General features: G+C 66.3%; 22 protein-coding genes. 19 read left to right on the top strand and 3 right to left on the bottom strand.

Going from position 1 to position 20,371, the window contains the following annotated elements:
• Nucleotides 1-5 precede the first annotated feature (5 nt).
• From AC3FNH_RS23035 to AC3FNH_RS22975, 13 genes are all read left to right on the top strand, one after another.
• Nucleotides 6-500, top strand: a complete 495-nt coding sequence (locus tag AC3FNH_RS23035; RefSeq protein WP_211950538.1) for a chemotaxis protein CheW — start codon at nt 6-8, stop codon at nt 498-500.
• Nucleotides 501-562: 62 nt separating this feature from the next.
• Entirely contained in the window at nt 563-1,474 is a 912-nt protein-coding gene (locus AC3FNH_RS23030; protein ID WP_488721688.1) for a CheR family methyltransferase, read from the top strand.
• A complete protein-coding gene (gene cheD / locus AC3FNH_RS23025; RefSeq protein ID WP_488721687.1) occupies nt 1,474-2,127 on the top strand; it encodes a chemoreceptor glutamine deamidase CheD in 654 nt (217 codons plus the stop codon). The genes AC3FNH_RS23030 and cheD overlap by 1 nt, the downstream gene beginning before the upstream one ends.
• Before the next feature lie 22 nt (nt 2,128-2,149).
• Nucleotides 2,150-3,223 (top strand): protein-glutamate methylesterase/protein-glutamine glutaminase, encoded by a 1,074-nt coding sequence (locus AC3FNH_RS23020; protein WP_488721686.1) that lies wholly within the window; start codon nt 2,150-2,152, stop codon nt 3,221-3,223.
• Nucleotides 3,224-3,292: 69 nt separating this feature from the next.
• Complete coding sequence (cheY, locus tag AC3FNH_RS23015; RefSeq protein WP_488721685.1) at nt 3,293-3,679, top strand: chemotaxis response regulator CheY; 387 nt, start codon at nt 3,293-3,295, stop codon at nt 3,677-3,679.
• Nucleotides 3,680-3,695: 16 nt separating this feature from the next.
• Complete coding sequence (cheZ, locus tag AC3FNH_RS23010) at nt 3,696-4,328, top strand: protein phosphatase CheZ (protein WP_276102838.1); 633 nt, start codon at nt 3,696-3,698, stop codon at nt 4,326-4,328.
• Nucleotides 4,329-4,625: 297 nt separating this feature from the next.
• The gene (gene flhB / locus AC3FNH_RS23005) at nt 4,626-5,768 is read left to right on the top strand and encodes a flagellar biosynthesis protein FlhB (RefSeq protein ID WP_488721684.1); all 1,143 of its coding nucleotides are present in this window, start codon (nt 4,626-4,628) and stop codon (nt 5,766-5,768) included.
• A complete protein-coding gene (gene flhA, locus AC3FNH_RS23000) occupies nt 5,765-7,846 on the top strand; it encodes a flagellar biosynthesis protein FlhA (protein WP_276102840.1) in 2,082 nt (693 codons plus the stop codon). Before flhB ends, flhA begins: the two co-directional genes overlap by 4 nt.
• Before the next feature lie 10 nt (nt 7,847-7,856).
• The gene (gene flhF, locus AC3FNH_RS22995) at nt 7,857-10,292 is read left to right on the top strand and encodes a flagellar biosynthesis GTPase FlhF (RefSeq protein ID WP_488721683.1); all 2,436 of its coding nucleotides are present in this window, start codon (nt 7,857-7,859) and stop codon (nt 10,290-10,292) included.
• An 11-nt stretch (nt 10,293-10,303) separates the two neighbouring features.
• Nucleotides 10,304-11,098 (top strand): MinD/ParA family ATP-binding protein, encoded by a 795-nt coding sequence (locus AC3FNH_RS22990; RefSeq protein ID WP_488721721.1) that lies wholly within the window; start codon nt 10,304-10,306, stop codon nt 11,096-11,098.
• Nucleotides 11,099-11,189: 91 nt separating this feature from the next.
• Nucleotides 11,190-11,906, top strand: coding sequence for an RNA polymerase sigma factor FliA (locus AC3FNH_RS22985; protein WP_488721682.1), 717 nt, complete (start codon nt 11,190-11,192; stop codon nt 11,904-11,906).
• Nucleotides 11,906-12,355 carry a flagellar protein FlhE gene (locus AC3FNH_RS22980; protein WP_488721681.1) on the top strand — a complete coding sequence of 150 codons (450 nt, stop codon included), beginning with the start codon at nt 11,906-11,908 and terminating at the stop codon, nt 12,353-12,355. The genes AC3FNH_RS22985 and AC3FNH_RS22980 overlap by 1 nt, the downstream gene beginning before the upstream one ends.
• A gap of 325 nt (nt 12,356-12,680) precedes the next feature.
• Nucleotides 12,681-13,910, top strand: a complete 1,230-nt coding sequence (locus AC3FNH_RS22975) for an NAD(P)/FAD-dependent oxidoreductase (RefSeq protein WP_488721680.1) — start codon at nt 12,681-12,683, stop codon at nt 13,908-13,910.
• A gap of 12 nt (nt 13,911-13,922) precedes the next feature.
• Here AC3FNH_RS22975 and AC3FNH_RS22970 read toward each other — a convergent pair whose 3' ends face one another.
• The 3 genes from AC3FNH_RS22970 to flgA form a co-directional block, all read right to left on the bottom strand.
• Nucleotides 13,923-14,384 carry a flagella synthesis protein FlgN gene (locus AC3FNH_RS22970; protein WP_488721679.1) on the bottom strand — a complete coding sequence of 154 codons (462 nt, stop codon included), beginning with the start codon at nt 14,382-14,384 and terminating at the stop codon, nt 13,923-13,925.
• 12 nt (nt 14,385-14,396) lie between these two features.
• The gene (flgM, locus tag AC3FNH_RS22965; protein ID WP_276102845.1) at nt 14,397-14,705 is read right to left on the bottom strand and encodes a flagellar biosynthesis anti-sigma factor FlgM; all 309 of its coding nucleotides are present in this window, start codon (nt 14,703-14,705) and stop codon (nt 14,397-14,399) included.
• A 145-nt stretch (nt 14,706-14,850) separates the two neighbouring features.
• Entirely contained in the window at nt 14,851-15,600 is a 750-nt protein-coding gene (gene flgA / locus AC3FNH_RS22960; protein WP_488721678.1) for a flagellar basal body P-ring formation chaperone FlgA, read from the bottom strand.
• A 241-nt stretch (nt 15,601-15,841) separates the two neighbouring features.
• Between flgA and flgB the strand changes: the two genes are divergently transcribed.
• The 6 genes from flgB to flgG all read left to right on the top strand — a co-directional run bounded on the left by flgB (nt 15,842) and on the right by flgG (nt 20,361).
• Nucleotides 15,842-16,249, top strand: coding sequence for a flagellar basal body rod protein FlgB (gene flgB, locus AC3FNH_RS22955; RefSeq protein ID WP_276102847.1), 408 nt, complete (start codon nt 15,842-15,844; stop codon nt 16,247-16,249).
• A gap of 15 nt (nt 16,250-16,264) precedes the next feature.
• Nucleotides 16,265-16,672 (top strand): flagellar basal body rod protein FlgC, encoded by a 408-nt coding sequence (gene flgC / locus AC3FNH_RS22950; protein ID WP_276102848.1) that lies wholly within the window; start codon nt 16,265-16,267, stop codon nt 16,670-16,672.
• A 25-nt stretch (nt 16,673-16,697) separates the two neighbouring features.
• On the top strand, nt 16,698-17,369 hold the full coding sequence (locus AC3FNH_RS22945; RefSeq protein WP_488721677.1) for a flagellar hook assembly protein FlgD: 672 nt from the start codon (nt 16,698-16,700) through the stop codon (nt 17,367-17,369).
• Between the two features lie 63 nt (nt 17,370-17,432).
• Nucleotides 17,433-18,728: a flagellar hook protein FlgE gene (gene flgE / locus AC3FNH_RS22940; protein ID WP_276102850.1), complete on the top strand. Its 1,296-nt coding sequence runs from the start codon at nt 17,433-17,435 to the stop codon at nt 18,726-18,728.
• 28 nt (nt 18,729-18,756) lie between these two features.
• Entirely contained in the window at nt 18,757-19,500 is a 744-nt protein-coding gene (gene flgF, locus AC3FNH_RS22935; protein WP_276102851.1) for a flagellar basal-body rod protein FlgF, read from the top strand.
• 75 nt (nt 19,501-19,575) lie between these two features.
• Entirely contained in the window at nt 19,576-20,361 is a 786-nt protein-coding gene (gene flgG / locus AC3FNH_RS22930; protein WP_276102852.1) for a flagellar basal-body rod protein FlgG, read from the top strand.
• Nucleotides 20,362-20,371: the final 10 nt, after the last annotated feature.

Genomic DNA, 20,371 nt, shown 5'->3' with positions numbered 1-20,371 from the left:
ACATCATGGCCGGCATCGGACAGATCGATACCCCCGGAAGCGAGGCTTCGGGCCAGGAATTCCTGGTCTTCACGCTGGGGACGGAAGAATACGGCATCGACATCCTCAAGGTGCAGGAGATCCGCAGCTACGAGACCGTCACGCGTATTTCCAGCGCGCCCGACTTCATGAAGGGCGTGACCAACCTGCGCGGCGTGATCGTGCCCATCGTCGACCTGCGTTTGAAGTTCCGCCTGGGCAACGTACGCTACGACCACCAGACCGTGGTGATCATCCTGAACGTGGCGGGCCGCGTGGTGGGCATCGTCGTTGACGGCGTGTCCGACGTGCTCACGCTGACTGGCGACGCCATCAAGCCGGCGCCGGAGTTCGGCGTGTCGGTGTCCACCGAGCACCTGACGGGGCTGGCCACGGTCGAGGGCCGCATGCTGGTGCTGATCGACATCGAGCGCCTGATCACCAGCCCGGAGATGGAACTGATCGAAGCCGAGGCCGCCTGAGCGGCGCGCCCCCTGCAGCGATCCGCAGCCTGTAGCGTTACCAAGCATTGCCACGCGAACCCATGACGCCCAATCGTACCGCCGCCAGCCTTCTCCAGGGCGCGACCGCCGCCACCGCGACGGCAGCAGCCCTGCGGCGCGACGAGTCGCGCGATTTCCTGCTGACGGAGCGCGACTTCGAGAAGATCCGCGGGCTGATCCATCGACGCGCGGGCATTTCGCTGGGCAGCCACAAGCGCGAGATGGTGTACTCGCGCCTCGCGCGGCGCCTGCGCGCGCTGCAACTGGCCGACTTCGCCAGCTACCTGGCTATCCTGGATGCGGACGACGCCTCGCCGGAGTGGGAGTACTTCACCAACTCGCTCACCACCAACCTGACGTCGTTCTTCCGCGAGGCGCATCACTTTCCCTTGCTCGCCGAGCACGCCAAGAAGACCGGAAGGCCCTACAGCGTCTGGTGCTGCGCGGCATCGACGGGTGAAGAGCCATACTCGATCGCGATCACGCTGGCCGAGGCGCTTGGCGATCGGGCGGCGACGGTGCTGGCCACCGATATCGACACACAAGTACTGGCCAAGGGACGCGCGGGTGTGTACTCGGAAGAACAAGTCGCGCGCCTCTCGCAAGAGCGGCTCAAGCGTTTCTTCCTGAAAGGCACCGGCCAGCGCGCCGGCTCGGTCAAGGTCAAGCCTGACCTCGCATCCGCCATCACGTTCGAGCCGCTCAACCTGCTCGCGCCTGACTGGGGCATGCGCGAGCGCTTCGACGTGATCTTCTGCCGCAACGTGATGATCTACTTCGACAAGCCGACGCAGGGCCGCATCCTGGAGCGCTTTGCGCCCTTGCTCAAGCCGGGCGGGCTGCTGTTCGCCGGCCACTCGGAGAACTTCTCGTACGTCACGCGCGCGTTCCAGCTGCGCGGGCAGACTGTGTACGAACTGGCGTCGGACGCCGTGCGCGCAGGAAGGTCCTGATGCGTACGCCCCATCTGCCGGAAGCCATTGCCACGCGCAAGTACTATGACCGCGAGTTCGATCGGCAGGCCATCAAGCTGCTGCCGAACGAGTACTACGTGACCGGCGAGGACGTGGTGCTGACAACCGTGCTTGGCTCCTGCGTGGCCGCGTGCATTCGCGACGAGAAGGCCGGCGTTGGCGGCATGAACCATTTCATGCTGCCCGATGACGAGGGCGGCACCGCGGACCGCATGCTGTCCGCGTCGATGCGCTATGGCTGCTACGCGCTGGAAGTGCTGATCAACGAGCTGCTCAAGATGGGCGCGCGGCGCGAACGGCTGGAAGCCAAGGTCTTCGGTGGCGGCGCCGTACTGGCCAACATGACCACGCTGAACATTGGCGACCGCAACGCGGATTTCGTGCTGCGCTACCTGAAGACGGAAGAAATCCGCGTGGCCGCGCAGGACCTGAGAGGGCCGCATGCGCGGCGCGTGAGCTATTTCCCGGTCACCGGCCTGGCTCTGGTGCGGCGCCTGACGCGCCAGGACGACCAGGTCTCGGTGGAGCGCGACGAGCGCGCACTGGCGCGTGCCATTGCCACGTCCGGCACGGCGCCGGCACGCGGCGGAGAATTGTTTGCGCGCGCTTCGGCAACGCGCGTGTCCTCCTGAACGAACCGAAAGTACAACAGATATGACTGCCGCCAAGATCAAGGTGCTGTGCGTGGATGATTCCGCGCTGATCCGCAGCCTGATGACGGAGATCATCAACAGCCAGTCCGACATGGAGGTGGTCGGGACTGCCCCGGATCCGCTCGTGGCACGCGACATGATCAAGCGCCTGAACCCGGACGTGCTCACGCTCGACGTGGAAATGCCTCGCATGGACGGGTTGGATTTCCTCGAGCGGCTGATGCGCCTGCGTCCGATGCCGGTGCTGATGGTGTCATCGCTGACCGAACGTGGTTCCGAGATCACCATGCGTGCACTGGAGCTGGGTGCGGTGGACTTCGTCACCAAGCCAAAGCTGGGCATCCGCGACGGGCTGATGGAGTACACCGACACCATCGCGGACAAGATCCGCGCCGCGTCGCGCGCACGCGTGCGCCAGGCACAGGTGCCCGAGAGCGGCAAGGCCGCGGCCGCGCCGATCCTGCGCAGCCCGCTGCTGTCGACCGAGAAGCTGATCATCCTGGGTGCGTCGACGGGCGGCACGGAGGCGATCAAGGACTTCCTGATGCCACTGCCGCCGGACAGCCCGGCGGTGCTGATCGTGCAGCATATGCCGGCTGGCTTTACGCGCTCGTTCGCGCAGCGCCTTGACGGTCTGTGCCGCATTACGGTAAAGGAAGCCGAGCACGGCGAGCGCGTGTTGCCGGGCTACGCCTACATTGCACCCGGCGATTCGCACTTGCGCCTGGCACGCAGCGGCGCCAACTACGTGGCCCACCTGTCGCAGGAAGCGCCGGTCAACCGTCATCGTCCGTCCGTGGACGTGCTGTTCGACTCCGCGGCCGAGCACGGCGGCAAGAACGTGATCGGGGTGATCCTGACCGGCATGGGCAAGGATGGCGCCAAGGGCATGCTGCGCATGCGCGAAGCGGGAGCCTACAACCTGGCACAGGATGAGAGTACCTGCATCGTGTTTGGCATGCCGAAGGAGGCGATTGCCGCCGGTGGCGTGCATGAAGTGGTGCCCCTGCACTCGATGACCCAGCGCGTGATGGCGCGGCTGGCGACCTACGGGACCCGCGCGCAACGGGTCTGAGATAGCGGGTCCGGACCGGACCTGATAAACCAACGACATTCCACCACTGCATCTACCGGAGCCTTCAAAGTGGACAAGAGCATCAAGATCCTTGTGGTCGACGACTTCCCGACCATGCGTCGGATCATCCGCAACCTGCTCAAGGAACTGGGCTTCAACAACGTCGAGGAAGCCGAGGACGGCGCCGCCGGCCTGGAGAAGGCCAAGGACGGCAGCTTCCAGTTCGTGATCTCGGACTGGAACATGCCCAACATGGACGGCCTGAGCATGCTGCAGGCGATCCGCGCCGACGCTGCCATCGGCAAGACCCCCGTGCTTATGGTGACGGCCGAGGCCAAGAAGGAAAACATCATTGCCGCGGCGCAGGCCGGCGCCAACGGCTATGTAGTCAAGCCGTTCACCGCCGCTACGCTGGACGAGAAGATCACGAAGATCTTCGAGAAGCTGGGCGGCTGAAGCCAGGGAGCGCCTCATGACTCCGACTATTCCGAATGATTCCGCCGAGCAGCTGATCCATCGCATCGGCAACCTGACGCGGATGCTGCGCGACAATATGCGCGAGCTCGGCCTTGACAAGGAAATCGAGCGCGCCGCCCAGGCCATTCCCGACGCACGCGACCGCCTGAACTACATCGCGGCCATGACCGAGCAGGCGGCGGAACGCACGCTTAACGCCGTGGAGCTGGCACAGCCGATCCAGTCCGGCCTCGAGCAGCAAGCCGAAGCCCTGGACAAGCGCTGGGACGCCTGGTTCGAAACGCCGGTGGAGCTGGCCGACGCACGCACGCTGGTGCTCGACACCCGCGCCTTCCTGACTGAGGTGCCCAAGCAGGCCCGCGCGACCGGCACGCACCTGCTGGACATCATGATGGCGCAGGACTTCCAGGACCTGACCGGCCAGGTGATCAAGAAGATGATGGACATGATCCGCACGCTCGAGCATGAACTGCTCCAGGTGCTGATCGAGAACGTGCCGAGCGAGCGGCGCACGGAAGTGCAGACGGCCACGCTGCTCAACGGCCCGCAGATCAACCCCGAGGGCAAGGCGGATGTGGTGTCCGACCAGTCCCAGGTGGATGACCTGCTGGCCAGTTTGGGCTTTTGACCGCGCCGCCTGGTTCCTCCCCTCTCCCGCAAGCGGGGGAGGGAGCACCCAACTGGTACGGGTAAGGTCCGTCGTTATCTGACGCGTCCCCGCAGCCCGACCGGTGCGGCTCTCTTCTTCTCGAGCTAAAGTCGGCCTGCCCGGCTGCCGTTAACTCCCCGCCGGTGCTCATTTTCCAAACAGCACCGAAATCCCCCGCCTTTTCCCCTGAATGCCCACACGGGCACGCTTCGATAATCCTCGCTGACCCATGGCGGCTATTGCGTGCCGCCCTGACCGTCCTGTCACGGAGCGTGGATGTCCGAAGAAAGCGATCTCGAGAAGACCGAACCCGCCTCAGCCCGGCGCCTCGAAAAGGCGCGCGAGGAGGGGCAGGTCGTTCGCTCGCGCGAGCTCGCCACGTTCATCATGCTGATGACCGGTGTGACCGGCCTGTGGACGCTCGGTGGCGTGCTGGGCCGCACGCTGGACGCAGTCATGCGGCAGTCCCTGCGCTTCGAACCTGCCACCGCGTTCGATACCTCGCGCATGCTGTCGCGCTTCGCGAATGTGATCTGGGAAAGCCTGCTCGCATTCCTGCCCTTGCTGCTGCTGTTCGGCGCGGCTGCCCTGGCGGCGCCGTTGCTGACCGGGGGCTGGACCTTCTCCACCAAGGCGCTGGCGCCCAACTTTGGCCGCATGTCGCCGCTCTCGGGCCTGGGCCGGCTGTTCTCCGTGCATTCGCTGGCAGAACTGTTCAAGGCCATCGCCAAGTCCTTGCTGGTTGGCAGTGTCGGCGCCTGGGTGGTGTGGCACCGGCTGCCCGACGCCATCGCGCTGATGAACGCGCCGGTTCAGGAGGCACTGCTGCACATGCTGGACATGGTTCTGCGCTGCTGCCTGCCGGTGGTGCTGTCCCTGCTGGTCGTGGCCGCCATCGACGTGCCGTGGCAGTTCTGGGAGCACTTCAAGAAGCTGCGCATGAGCAAGGAAGAGGTCAAGCAGGAGAACAAGGAAAGCGAAGGCGACCCGCATATCAAGGGCCGCATCCGCCAGCAGCAGCGCGCCATGGCGCGGCGCCGGATGATGGCGGAAGTACCCAAGGCCGATGTCGTGGTCACCAACCCCACGCACTTTGCCGTGGCGCTGCGCTACGAGGAAGGCCGCATGGGCGCGCCGCGCGTGGTGGCCAAGGGTGCTGACGAAGTCGCCGCGCGTATCCGCGAACTGGCGGCCGAGCACCGCATTCCGCTGATGTCCGCGCCGCCGCTGGCGCGCGCGCTGCACCGGCACGTGGAACTGAACCAGGAAATCCCGGCCGGCCTCTACACCGCCGTGGCCGAAGTCCTGGCCTGGGTCTATCAACTGAAACACTGGCACTACTCGCAGGGCCCGCAGCCGTCGGCGCCCAGCGATCTCCTGGTGCCCGATGAACTAGCCGTTCCGGAAAGCCGCGCATGAACGCTCTGAACTCCCTGTTGAAACTGCCGGGCCTGCGCAACGCCGGCCAGCTGAAGGCGATGACCGGGCCGCTGCTGATCATCATGATCCTCGGCATGATGGTCCTGCCGCTGCCGGCCTTTGTGCTGGACCTGCTGTTCACGTTCAATATCGCGCTGGCCATCATGGTGCTGCTGGTCAGCATGTACACGCAGAAGCCGCTTGATTTCGCGGCTTTTCCGGCGGTGCTGCTGTTCACCACGCTGCTGCGGCTGTCGCTCAATGTGGCTTCGACGCGCGTCGTGCTGCTGGAAGGCCATACCGGCCCGGACGCGGCCGGCAAGGTGATCGAGGCCTTCGGCCACTTCCTGGTCGGCGGGAACTTTGCGGTCGGCATCGTGGTGTTCGCGATCCTGGTGGTGATCAACTTCATGGTGATCACCAAGGGTGCGGGCCGTATTGCCGAGGTGGGTGCGCGCTTCATGCTGGACTCCATGCCCGGCAAGCAGATGTCGATCGACGCCGACCTGAACGCCGGCCTGATCAACGAAGAGCAGGCCAAGAAACGCCGCGCCGAAGTCGCGCAGGAGTCGGATTTCTACGGCGCCATGGACGGTGCCAGCAAGTTCGTGCGCGGCGACGCCGTGGCTGGCCTGCTGATCATGTTCATCAACGTCGCCGCCGGCATGGTGGTGGGCATGGTCCAGCACGACCTGGACTTCGGCACCGCCGTGCACAACTACACGCTGCTGACCATCGGCGACGGCCTGGTCGCGCAGATCCCGGCACTGGTGATCTCGACCGCGGCCGGCGTGATCGTATCGCGCGTGTCGAACGAGCAGGACGTGGGCGAACAGCTCACAGGCCAGCTCTTTGCCAACCCGCGCGTGCTGTACCTGACCGCCGGCATCATCGGCATGATGGGCATCATTCCCGGCATGCCCCATATCGCCTTCCTGCTGCTGGCCGGCGGCATGTTCTGGGTGGGGCGCCATCTGGCGCGCCGGGCGGTCGCCGCCGAGCAGACCAAGCGGCGCGAGGAGCGCGCGCCTGCGGCCGTCCAGGAATCGACGGAAGCCAGCTGGGACGACGTCACGCTGGTGGATCCGCTCGGCATGGAAGTGGGCTATCGCCTGATCACGCTGGTGGACCGTGCGCAGGACGGCGAGCTGCTCGGCCGCATCAAGAGCATTCGCAAGAAGGTGGCGCAGGAGATCGGCTTCCTGGTGCCGGTCGTGCATATCCGCGACAACCTCGAACTAAAGCCGAACGCATACCGCATCACGCTCAAGGGCGTAGAGATCGGGCGTGGCGAAGCCATGCCGGGCCAGTGGATGGCGATCAACCCGGGGCAGGTCAGCGGCACACTGCCAGGCGCGGTCACGCAGGATCCCGCCTTCGGCCTGCAGGCGGTCTGGATCGACGCCGGCATGAAGGAGCAGGCGCAGGCCTACGGCTACACGGTGGTGGATGCCAGCACCGTGGTGGCCACGCACCTGAACCACCTGATCCACATGCACGCCGCCGAACTGCTGGGCCGCCAGGAAGTGCAGATGCTGCTCGACCGCATTGCCAAGGAAGCGCCGAAGCTGACCGAGGACCTGGTGCCCAAGACCATCTCGCTCACGGCGCTGCAGAAGATCCTGCAGAACCTGCTGGACGAAGGCGTGCCCATTCGCGACATGCGCACCATCCTCGACGTGATTGCCGAGCATGCCCCGAAGATCGGCGACCCTAACGAGCTCACCTCGCTGGTGCGCCAGTCGCTGGGCCGGGCCATCACGCAGCAGCTGTTCCCCAATGGCGCGGACCTGCAGGTGATCGGCCTCGATGCGGGCCTGGAGCGCGTGCTGTCGCAGGCCTTGACCAATGGCGGTGGCATCGAGCCGGGGCTGGCCGATGCCCTGCTGCAGCAGACCCAGGGCGCCGTCGTCCGGCAGGAGCAGATGGGCCTGGATCCGGTGCTGCTGGTGCCGTCGCAGCTGCGGCCGCTGATGGCGCGCTTCCTGCGGCGCACCATGCCGCAGTTGAGGGTGTTGTCCCATGCTGAAGTGCCGGACAACCGCAACATCCGCATTACTGCAATGATCGGCGCGTGAGGAACGCAAGATGAGCGTAGCGAAATTCGTCGCGGCCAACGGCCGTGAAGCCATGCGCAAGGTGCGCGAAGCCATGGGCCCCGACGCCGTGGTGCTGTCCAACCGCACCATCGATGGCGGCGTGGAGATCGTCGCCATGCGCGATACCGATCTCAGTGCCGCATCGGCCGGTGCGCAGGTCTACGTGGCCCCCGAGCCGGTTGTGGCAGCGGCTGAGCCGGCTGCCATCGGTGACCTGCGCGGTGAGCTGCAGTCCATGCGCGCGTTGCTCGAACGCCAGCTGGCGGGCCTGGCTCCGGCGGCCGCTACCGCAGCAGTGGCCGCGGGTGACCCGCTGCGCGAGTCGCTGTTCGCGTGGATGGTCGGAGCTGGATTCTCGGCGCAGCTCGCGCGCACGCTGCTGGCGAGGTTGCCGGTGGGCTGCGACCGGCCGGCCGCCATGACATGGATTCGCGCCGAACTCGCCAGCAAGGTGCCTGTGCTCGGCAATGAGGACGCCTTGTTCGACCAGGGCGGCGTGCTAGCGCTGATCGGGCCTACCGGCGTGGGCAAGACCACCACCACGGCCAAGCTCGCGGCGCGCTACGTGCTGCGCCACGGCCCCGAGCGCCTGGCGCTGCTGACCACTGACAGCTTCCGTATCGGCGCGCATGAGCAGCTGCGCATCTACGGCGACATCCTGGGCGTGCCCGTGCACGCGGTGAAGGATGCCGCCGACCTGCGCTTCGCCCTCGCGGCGATGAAGGACAAGCACCTGGTGATCATCGATACCGTCGGCATGAGCCAGCGCGACCGCAACCTGTCCGAGCAGATTGCCATGCTCGCGGGCGTGCAGGCGCCGGTGCAGCGCGTGCTGCTGCTCAACGGCGCCAGCCACGGCGACACACTCAACGAAGTGGTGCATGCCTACCGCCATGACGCCATGCCGGAAGGCGGTGGCGTCGACGGCTGCATCATCAGCAAGCTGGATGAAGCCACGCACCTGGGCTCCGTGCTGGATGTGGTGATCCGCCACCGCTTGCCGGTGTTCTACGTATCCACCGGCCAGCGCGTGCCGGAACACCTCGAACTTGCGAATGGCGCCGCGATGGTCGAGCGCGCCTTTCTCACGCCGCGCCGCGGTTCCGTGTTCGCCGACGCCGACGCCGCGCGCAGGCAGGCAGGCGGCCTGGAGGACGCGCCGGCCCGCCAGGGCGGAGCCGACGACGTGCTGCGTTCGCTGACCGACAGCACGGACGCGCTGAGCCAGTGTGTAAGCGAGCTCAGCGCCGCGCGGCATGGCTTCGACCTGGCACGCCAGCTATGGCAGCAGCGCGCGGCCGATGCGCCCACGCTGCGACCGATGGCGCAGCAGGTGCGCGAGGCCGTCTGCCGCGACGTGAACCGCGAGTGCGACCAGTTCGTGCTGTCGCTGGCCGCCACGCTGCAGGTGCCGGTGCCCGGGCGCCGTGCGCCGCAGTCGATGCTGCATACGCTCTGGCTTGGCGATCGCACCGGCATGCCGCTGGCCGCGACGGTCACGCCTGCCGGCCGCGCCGGCCAGGCCATGGGTGAAGCGGACGCCGAGGCTGCCACGCTGCGCGCCACGCTTGGCGCGGCCCGGCCTGTGGTCCATCTCGTCGATGCGCTGCCGGCGGGTGCTACGCTGGCGCGCTGGCACCAGTCCGGCGAACGCTGGGTGGCCGCCGCGCGCAAGACCGCGCGTGTCCTCTGCGGCGGCTCGGCCTGGAAGCTGGATGCCCTGGCGGAAACGCTGACGTTCCACGCCGTGGGCGAAGTCCCGGTGCGCGGCCGCGAAGCCGTGCAGTGGCTGGCAACGGCTGAAGTGCGCGTGCCGGAAGGCCCCGTGCGCGGCCGCGGCGCGCCGGAAGGCGGCATCGATGCGCATCTCGTGATCGCGAGGACAGTCGACTACGCCTCGGGCGAGCTGCTCGAGACGCGCTACCTGCTGTGCGATCCGCAACTGTCGGGGCAGGCCGCTCATGTTGCGCGCTGGTCGCTGTGGGCTGACAGCGCTGAAGCCCAGCTCCGCACGCTGCGCCATGCGCTGGATCATTTTGCGCAAGATGGCGAAGGCGCCAGCGCTGCTGGTGGCGGCCTGGCCGCGCTCCAGCTCGGGCTGACCGCACTGCGCCTGGAACACTCGCCGACGGCCACCGCACCGGCCTTCCTGGCTCGCCTGGCAGGCCGGACTGGCACGCGTCAGCCGGGCAGTGCGGCGGTGGCCGGCCCGGTGCTGAACGAAGGCATGGGCCGGCTGCTGGCCTTGCTGGACGTGCTGGAGAACTATCCGGGGCGACAGTCTGTCGACACCGCCGTCACCCCTGACGCCGTCGACAGCGCCGATGCCGGTGTTGCCGCCGGTTCCGCGGAACCGGTGGTGCCATCGCAGGACGATGCGATGACCGGGCTGCCCCAGCTCATGGCTCCGGGAGTGCCGTCGTGAGTACGCTCGCGATGGACCAGGCGGAGAGCCTGCGACGCATGCTGGCGCCGCGCGTGACGCGCCGGATCGCCGTGGTGGGCAGCGAACAGGGTGCCGGCGCGACCACCATTGCATCGGGCCTGGCGCAGGCATTGGCGATGCAAGGCGAACGCGTGCTGCTCGTCGATGAAGCCACGGCAGGCCACGCCGTGCGGCTCTCTGGCGCGGAACCCGCCGGAACGCTTGCGGACGTGCAGGCGGGACGCCTGACGCTGGAGGCAGCGCTCGGCGTGCGCCCGGCCGGTGCTGTCGCGGTGCTGCCGGCTGGCCAGGCATTGCCGAACGGGGCCCAAACCATGGCTTCGCTGTCCGGCTTTCGCACTGTGCTGCTCGATGCCGCGACGGATGCCGATGGCGCGCTCTCGGCGCTGGCCGGTGCCGCACACAATGTGCTGGTGGTGATGCGCCCGGAGCTGGCCTCGATCACCGCGGCCTATGCCTGCATCAAACGCCTGCACCATCTGTACGCGTGCCGGCATTTCCACCTGATCGTCAACATGGCGGCCACCGAGGCCGCGGTGCAGGCGATTACCGGGAACCTGGCACGCACGGCGCGGCAATATCTGGGCGTCGAGATCAGCAGTGCTGGCTGGCTGCCGGCGGATCCGCTGGTGACCCGCAGCGTGCAGCTCGGGCGCTGCGTGGTCGAAGCCTACCCGGCCGCGCCAGCCACGACCGCGTTGCGCCGGGCCGCCAGTGGTGTCGGCGCATGGCCATTGCGCGCCGAGCCGGCCGCGCCGGCGGCACAAGCAGCCGTGGCGGCCTGACGTCATGACCGTTCGCAACAGACAACGCCCCTGACCCGCCGGCCCGCCGCGCGGGCAGGCTTTGCAAGCAAGCATTCACGAGAATTCCACCATGTACACGATCCAGGGAAAGCTCGAACAGGCCGACGTGGTCAAGACCCACGCGCAGCTGGTGCGCCGCATCGCGCTGCAACTGGCCGCCAAGCTGCCGGCCAGCGTGCAGATCGATGACCTGATCCAGGCCGGCATGATCGGCCTGCTCGATGCTGCCAAGCGCTATGAGGACACGCATGGTGCGCGTTTCGAGACCTACGCCAGCCAGCGTATCCGCGGCGCCATGCTCGACGAGGTGCGTGCCAACGACTGGCAGTCGCGCAGCCTGCGCCAGTTCACGCGCCGCATCGAACGCACGCAGCGCGGCCTGGAACAGAAGCTGGGCCGCGCGCCGCTGGATTCGGAAGTTGCGCAGGAACTGGAGATGCCGCTGGGCGAATACCAGATCGTACTCAACGAGGTCTATGGCTGCCAGCTCCTGCACTATGAGGACTTCGAGCGCTCCGGCGAAGAAGACTTCCTCGACCGCCACCTTGGCGTCAGCGAAGACGGCAATCCGCTCACGCACTTGATGGAGAACGGCATGCGCGAAGCGCTGATCCGTGCCATCGACCGGCTGCCCGAGCGCGAAAAGCTCGTGCTGTCGCTGTGCTATGACCAGGAACTCAATTTGCGCGAGATCGGCGCGGTGCTCGAGGTGACCGAATCGCGCGTCTGCCAGATCCGCGGACAAGCCATCACACGCCTGCGCAACCAGTTGCGCGGGCTGCTCTGATGCGTAGCCAGGCGGCCATCGGGCGGGTTGTCATGCATGCCATGGCGGCCGCGCTGGCTGCGGTCGCCACCGATGCGCGGGCGGCACCCGAGGCCGGCACGCGGCATACCTGGAGTGCGTCGGTCAACGGACCGGCGCTGTATGGCCGTGGCCAGCGCACCGTTTCTCCTCCCATCCTGCCGAGCGGCAACCTGCCGCAAGCGGAGGGCGTCATCACCTCGGTACGCTGGCGCTACAGCTTTGTGGGGACACCTCCTGCGGACCTGCAGGCGTATCTTTGCAATGCCCAACGCTGCGTGATGCTGCCGCAGTCGGAGGGCCAGACCGATGCCTTCGATGGCGACGACGCGACGCAGGGCTTTGTGTTTGCTTTCCGGTTGCCCGGACAGGGTGCGGTAGCACCGGTACTGCAGGGCAAGAGCAATCAGGTGATCGTGGGATTCCGGTAGGAAAGACTGTCCTCTGGCCTTCCGGCAGTTGCGACGGTTCGGCGGCGGGTACCACGCCGGCGCCGGTGTGACGCCCGGGCCCACATCACATTAGCCTCCTGCCCCAGCCCGGAATGTTCTGTTTCCATGCCTCCGATCATTCGGTAGCATGTCGCCATGCTGTCTCGTGACAGTGTTCACGGCTCTTCGTAGCCACTTCGTAGCCAATCTCTTCCGTCATGATCCCATCGGATCCTGCAGGGCGTTGCCTCCTGCCGGGAGGGCCCGGTCACTGGCTTCAGTCGGCAATGTGCTGCGGACACGGCTGAATGCATTGGAGGAAGAAATGGAAAGTCAAGTTGCCGACGTGCTGATCATCGGCGCCGGACCCGCGGGCTCCGTGGCGGCCGGGCTGCTGCGTCGCCAGGGTATTGGCGTGCTGGTGCTGGAGAAGGAAACCTTCCCGCGGTTTTCCATCGGCGAGAGCCTGCTGCCGCAGAGCATGGAATATATTGAGGCGGCCGGCATGCTGCAGGCCGTAGTGGAAGCCGGCTTCCAGTACAAGAACGGTGCCGCGTTCGCGCGCGGCGATCGTTATGTCGATTTCGATTTTCGCGACAAGTTTTCGCCCGGCTGGGGCACCACCTACCAGGTGCAGAGGGCCGACTTCGACCACGTGCTGATCCGGGAAGCGCAGAAGCAGGGCGCCGAAGTCCGCTTCCGGCACCAGGTGACCGATGTGGATGTGTCGGGCGCGCAGCCGGTGGTGACCGCGCGCGATCCCGACGGCAACAGCTATCGCGTCACCAGCCGTTTCCTGCTGGATGCCTCGGGGTTCGGCCGTATCCTGCCACGGCTGCTGCAGCTTGAATCGCCATCGGGCTTTCCGGTGCGCAGCGCCATCTTCACGCATGTCGAAGACCGCGTGATGCCAGGCACGTTCGACCGCAACAAGATCCGCGTCGGCATTCATCCGCGGCATGTCGACGTCTGGTACTGGACCATTCCGTTTTCGAACGGCCGCTGTTCGTTGGGCGTGGTTGCGGAGAAGGCTTTCCTCGACGGCTATGCAGGCAGTGACACGGAACGCCTGCAGGCGCTGGTGAACGAGGATCCGGCCCTGGCGGGCCTGCTGGCCAATGCGGTCTGGGATACGCCTGCGCGCCATATCGCGGGCTACGCGGCGAACGTGAAATCGTTGTGGGGCAAGGGCTATGCACTGCTCGGCAATGCGGGTGAATTCCTGGATCCGGTCTTTTCCTCGGGCGTGACCATTGCATTCAAGTCCGCAAGCCTGGCAGCCGGATGCATCGCACGCGAGTTCGCCGGAGAGACCGTGGACTGGGAGGCTGACTATGCGCGGATACTGAAGTCAGGCGTCGATTGCTTCCGTACGTTTGTCGATGCCTGGTACGCCGGGAGTTTCCAGAAGCTCGTCTTTCATCCCAATGCGACGCCCGAGGTGCGCCGCATGATCTCATCCGTGCTGGCCGGTTATGCGTGGGATCGCTCGAATCCGTTCGTCAGGGACCCGCAGCGAGGGCTCGGCGTGCTCGGGCAGTACTGCGACGACTGAACGCCGCCGGCTTCAGCCGCTGGCCAGGCTAACGCCGCCGACGCCGGCGGCTGCCCTGCCATTCTTGCCGTACAGCCCCGAATCGCCGCCGCTATGCTGGCGCAGCACGTTGATCGCTTCGCGCGTGTGGTCCAGATGCGCGGAAACAATCGCGCCATTGAGCTGGTTGCTGTCGCGCGCGCCGCGCGCGGCGAAGATCAGCTTGCGCCAGGCATCGCCAACTGCCGGGTCGATATGGCGGCCGAGCAACTGGCCCTGCGGGCCGGGGCGCAGTCCGAGCGCGCCCATCTGGGCTTCGCGCGCGGCAACCTGGCGCGAGAGTGCCTGACCCAACTCCACCTTGCGTGTGAGCAGCCCGCTCAGGGACTGGAAATCACCGCTCTTGAGGGCTTCGCGCTCTTCAGTGAGCAGTTGGCCGAACGCCGTGACGGCTTCGGTTTCTTTCTGCAGGCTCTGGATCAGGGGCTGGCTCATGGCTGGCGGGTATCAGTGGACGTCGCCCTGGCCCAGTTCGCGCAAGGTGGCGAGCAGGCCATCGGCGATCTTGCCCGGGTCGATCCTGATCCGGCCTTCGGCGATGGCCTGGCGGATCTCTTCGACCTTGGCGGTATCGATGTCGTCGTCGGTTTCGTTGGCCAGGCGGCTGCCGATTTCACGGACCTGCGCGGCCAGCGGGCTCACGCTCACGCCGCTCGAGGTGGCGACGGGAGCACTCTGTCCGGCCTGCGGCCGCACAGTGCTGTCCGCAGCCGGGGCGTCGGCCGGCCTGGACGAGGTGGAGTGGTTGATCTTCACGGGCGTTCCTTGCTGGGTTCCATTGTCATTACGGACGCCTTGGCGAAATCTTTAGGGAAATCTCGCTACGACGGCAGGATTGGCACGCATTGTCGCACGCCGGCCAGCCCTGCATCCCAGTGTCCAGCGGTGCACTTTCAGCCGGTCACTGCAGGACGACGGTGTCGCCGCTGCGCACCAGGCCGCTCACGACTTGCCCATTGCGCAGGCGGATCTGCACCGAATTGCCAATGGCCGCATCAGCCAGTACCTTGCCTTCACTGGTGATCTGGAAGGCGTCGCCCTCTACTGCGACGGTGACCGTCTGCCCCGACTTCACGGCAATCGACTTCTTCAGCAGGTCGCTGCGCATCGGCGAGCCCGCCGCGATGCGGTTGGCGGTCACGGCGCCGACGACCTGGGCCGGATCGGTGATCACCGCCCGGGGCAGCGTGGACAGGTCGCCCTGGCGCACTTCCAGGTCCGCCGGCGTCACCGGCTCGCCGGGGCCTAGCGCGCGCACGGCGACGTAGTAGTCGGACAACACCGACACGCGTGCCTGCGTATAGCGAATCCACGGCCGCTCACCACCGCAGCGCACGCCTACCGAGATGCGGCCCCACGGCGAAGTGCCCGGCGGCAGGAACGGGTCGGGCGATACGCACTCCGGCGCGCGCCCGCCTGACGGCGGCTGTACCTGGACGCTGGCCTTGCCCGGCAGGCCGGCAGTCTGGCGCAGCAGGAACTGCTCGACCGATGCGCGCACCGGGTCTTCCGGGAATGGATTGGTCGCTTGCGCGGCGACCGGGTTGGCCTGTGCCGGCGCGGCCATGGGCGCGCCGGCCATGGCCGACAGGACGCCTCCTGCCAGCAGGGCCAGCGCCGGCCTGATGGCGGCGCGATCGATTTTCTTCATGTCTTCATCCCAGCAAGGACGATGTGCGGCAGTCACGCGCCGATTCAGCCGGACCCGCGACCGCACGCAAGGAAACGGGTCCCATTGTAGGTAGGCGGCGCCAGGCAAGCCCTGCGAATTGCATGGATTTCCCGTCCTTATTCATCCGATTGGCGTGACAGGGGTGAACCTAAGATGCGATCCCTGAAGAAGGTCGCCCTTCGTCGTTTGCCTGATGGTTGCTCCACACGGAGATGCTTACATGATTGACAGACTCGACGCGGCATTTCGCTTCCAGCAGGAAGCGCTGAGCCTGCGGACCCAGCGGCAGTCGGTGATTGCCTCCAACATCGCGCATGCCGATACCCCCGGCTACAAGGCTCGCGATTTCGACTTTTCGAGCACGCTGGCGCAGACCATGGAGCGCGGCCACCGTCCTGAAGGCGTGTCGTTGTCGACCACGTCGGTGCGCCACTTGCCGGCGCAGGCCCCGACCCGCGACGACGCCGATCTGGCCTACCGCATTCCGCTGCAGTCGAGCGTCGACGGCAACACCGTCGAAATGGATACCGAGCGTGTCGCCTTCGCCGACAACTCCGTGCACTTCGAGTCGAACCTGACCGTGGTGAGTTCCAAGATCAAGACCATGCTGGCCGCAATCCAGCAGTAAGCGCCGGAGAAACGCATGCCAGCAATGAACATCTTCGACGTCGCGGGTTCGGCCATGGCTGCGCAGTCGCAGCGCATGAACGTGACCGCGTCCAACCTGGCCAACGCCGACAGCGTGGTCAGCCCGGACGGCCAGGCCTACCGTGCCAAGCAGGTCATTTTCGGCATGGCGCCCACGCCGGGCCAGAGCGACGTGGGCGGCGTACAGGTGCGAGGCGTGATGGAAGACCCGTCTCCGCCGCGCATGGTGCACAACCCCACGCACCCAATGGCCAACGCCGACGGCTACGTGGTCATGCCCAATGTCAACCCGGTGGAGGAGATGGTCAACATGATCTCGGCCTCGCGTTCCTACCAGGCGAACGTAGAGGTGCTGAACAGCGCCAAGAACATGATGCTCAAGACGCTGACCATCGGCCAGTAACGACAACGGAACACTTCAACGCGACATGACTACTACCTCTTCGGTCAACGGCACCAGCAGCACCTCGAGCATCAACAGCACGCTCCAGAGCGGCAGCTCCAGCGCGGCGGATCTGCAGAACAACTTCCTCACGATGCTCGTGACGCAGATGAACAACCAGGATCCGCTCAATCCGATGGACAACTCGCAGCTGACCTCGCAGCTGGCGCAGATCTCCACCGTGAGCAGCATGCAGACCATGAACGCGACGCTGAACCAGCTGCTGAGCCAGGTCAGCGCCAGCCGCGCCATGGATTCCGCGGCCCTGATCGGCCACACGGTGATGGTGCCTGGTTCGCACGTGTCGGTGAAGGACGGCGTAACGGGCCAGATCGGTGTCGACCTGCCTTCCACCGCCGACTCCGTCACGGTCAGCGTGCTGGACCAGGGCGGCAATGTGGTGCGCACCATCGACATGAAGGGGCAGGTTGCCGGTGTGCACGACATCACCTGGGACGGCAAGAACGATGCGGGCGCGCTGGTGGCCGACGGCGACTACACCTTCAAGGTCAGCGCCACGGCCAACGGCAGCTCGGTGCAGCCGGTTGCTCTGGTCTACGGCAAGGTCCAGAGCATCAGCGGCGATTCGTCCGGCGTGCTGGTCGACGTCGGCAATGGCCAGACCGCGGGCGTGAACGACGTCCGCCGCATTCTCTGATTTCGGCGATCCGCGCAGGTGCGCGGCCAGCGTAACGACACTTAGACATATAAAGGATCTACCATGGGTTTCGGTCAAGGTGTAAGCGGCCTTAACGCCGCCGCATCCAATCTGGACGTGATTGGCAACAACATCGCCAACGCCAACACGGTCGGCTACAAGCAGTCCTCCGCGCAGTTCGCAGACGTCTACGCCGGTACCAAGATCGGCCTGGGCACGCGCGTGAACTCGGTGGTGCAGTCGTTCAACCAGGGCAATATCGAGGCCACGGGCCGCTCGCTCGACGTGGCTATCACCAGCGGCAGCGGCTTCTTCCGCCTGACCAACTCGGACGGCTCGGTCTACTACTCGCGCAATGGCCAGTTCCAGCGCCAGGACGACGGCCGCCTGACCAATATGCAGGGCCTGCAGGTCACCGGCTACCCGGCGGGCGTGACCCCGGGCGGCGGCGTGCAGCCGCAGCCGCTGGTGATCAGCAATGCGCAGATGAACCCGCGCGCCACTTCGACCATTACCTCGCAGTTCCAGCTGGACTCGCGTCTTTCGCCGCCGACAAACGCGTTCGCGACGACGCCCGCCAACCCCGCCGCGACGCCTCCGACAGCAGCGGTGATGCCGACCAGCGACATGTTCAACTACAGCACGGCAATGAACGTCTACGACTCGCTGGGGAACAAGCAGCAGGTAACAGCGTATTTTGCCAAGGTCGCGAACGGCGCCGTCACTAATCCGGGACCTCCTCCTGTGACTGCGCCGGCTGTAGCCGGTGGCACTGACTGGCAGATGTACATGGTCGACACGAGCGGCAATGTCTTGAGCGGCTCGCCGGTCACGCTGTCGTTTGACAGCGCGGGGGCCCTGAAGTCACCCGCTGCCGGCGCAACCAGCATCACCATGCCGGCAGGAACCGGCGCCACGACGGGGCTGCAGGCCAAGATCGATTTCACGGGCACTACGCAATATGGCTCCGACAATGACGTCAAGCAGCTGAGCCAGAATGGCTACACCTCGGGCAGCCTGCTGGGCTACTCGGTGAACGCCGACGGCAGCATTACCGGCAACTACTCGAACGAGCAGACCCAGTCGCTGGGCACCATCGCACTGGCCGCCTTCGGCAACGTGGAAGGCCTCAAGCCCGAGGGGGACAACGTGTGGTCGGCCACCAACGCATCCGGCCAGGCCCTGCTGGGTGTTGCGGGCGGCAGCCTGGGCACGCTGCGCTCCAATGCCGTGGAAGCTTCCAACGTCGACCTGTCGGGCCAGCTGGTCAACCTGATCGTCGCGCAGCGCAACTACCAGGCCAACGCGCAGACCATCAAGGCGCAGGACACGATCATGCAGACGCTGGTCAATCTATAACTCCGACTGCCTGAGCTGAATCGCTGCCATGGACCGCATGATCTACACCGCCCTGTCGGGCGCCAAGCAGATTCTCGACCAGCAAGCCGCCGTGTCGAACAATCTGGCCAACGTCTCGACGCCGGCATTCCGCGCGCAGATCAATATGTACCGCGCAGTGCCGGTTGTTGGGCAGGAATCGCCCACGCGCGCCTTCACGCTGACGTCGACGCCCGGCGCCGACATGCGCGCGGGGCCGCTGACCTATACCGGGCGCCCGCTGGATGTCGCCCTGCAGGGCAACGGCTGGCTGGCGGTACAGGCGCGCGACGGCAGCGAAGCCTATACCCGCGCGGGCTCGCTGCAGGTCGCGCAGGACGGGCAGGTGCAGACCAGCAACGGCCTGCCGGTCATGGGCGACGGCGGCCCGCTGTCGGTGCCGCCGGGTTCCCAGGTCACCATCGGCAGCGACGGCACCATCACCGCGCGTGGCCCGGGCGAGGCCTCCGCGGGCCTGGCGCAAGTCGGCAAGCTGCGTGTGGTGAATCCGCCGGCGGACTCGATCGCGCGCGGCGATGACGGCTTGTTCCGCCTGCGGCCGGGCGCGCAGCCGCTGGAGGCCGATCCGACCGTGCGCGTGGTATCGGGCGCGCTGGAAGGCAGCAACGTCAATCCGACCGAAGCCATGGTCGACATGATCGCCAATGCCCGTCGCTTCGAGATGCAGATGAAGATGATCACCGGCGCCGACACCAACGACCAGCGCGCCAACCAGTTGCTCTCGACCAACTGAAGCGGCCGCGCCGCCCACCCGTGAACATATGACGCGCCGTTGCCCGCGGCGCCACGCAGGACACCAAGGAACAACATGATCCGCTCTCTCTGGATTGCCAAGACCGGCCTCGATGCGCAGCAGACGCAGATGGACGTGATCTCGAACAACCTCGCCAACGTCTCCACCACCGGCTTCAAGCGCGGGCGCGCGGTGTTCGAGGACCTGATGTACCAGAACATCCGCCAGCCCGGCGCCCTTTCATCGGATCAGACCACGCTGCCTTCTGGCCTGCAGCTGGGCACGGGCGTGCGCCCGGTCGCGACGGAACGCATCCACACCCAGGGCAATCCGCAGCAAACCGGCAATGCGAAGGACGTGGCCATCATCGGCCAGGGCTTCTTCCAGGTGGCGATGCCTGACGGCACCACGGCCTACACCCGCGACGGCTCGTTCCAGGTGGACCAGAACGGCCAGATGGTGACAGCCAGCGGCTTCGTGATCCAGCCGGCCATCACGATTCCGGCCAATGCCACGTCAATGACCATTGGCCGCGACGGTACAGTGTCCGTGACCCAGCCGGGCTCGAGCAACAACGTACAGGTTGGCCAGCTCCAGCTCGCGACCTTCATGAACCCCGCCGGTCTGGAAAGCATGGGCGAGAACCTGTATGTGCAGACCGATGCCTCCGGTGCGCCGAACACCACCGTGCCAGGCCTGAATGGCTCGGGCACGCTGCAGCAGAACTACGTGGAAGCTTCCAACGTCAATGTCGTGGAAGAGCTGGTCAGCATGATCCAGACCCAGCGCGCCTACGAGATCAACAGCAAGGCCGTGCAGACATCCGACCAGATGCTGCAGCGCCTGACGCAGATGGGCTGACGGAGGTACC

It is taken from the genome of Cupriavidus sp. 22TCCZM01-5, from assembly GCF_057798915.1.
Note: the sequence above shows the minus strand (reverse complement) of the source record. Positions and strands in the feature narration are given on the sequence as shown.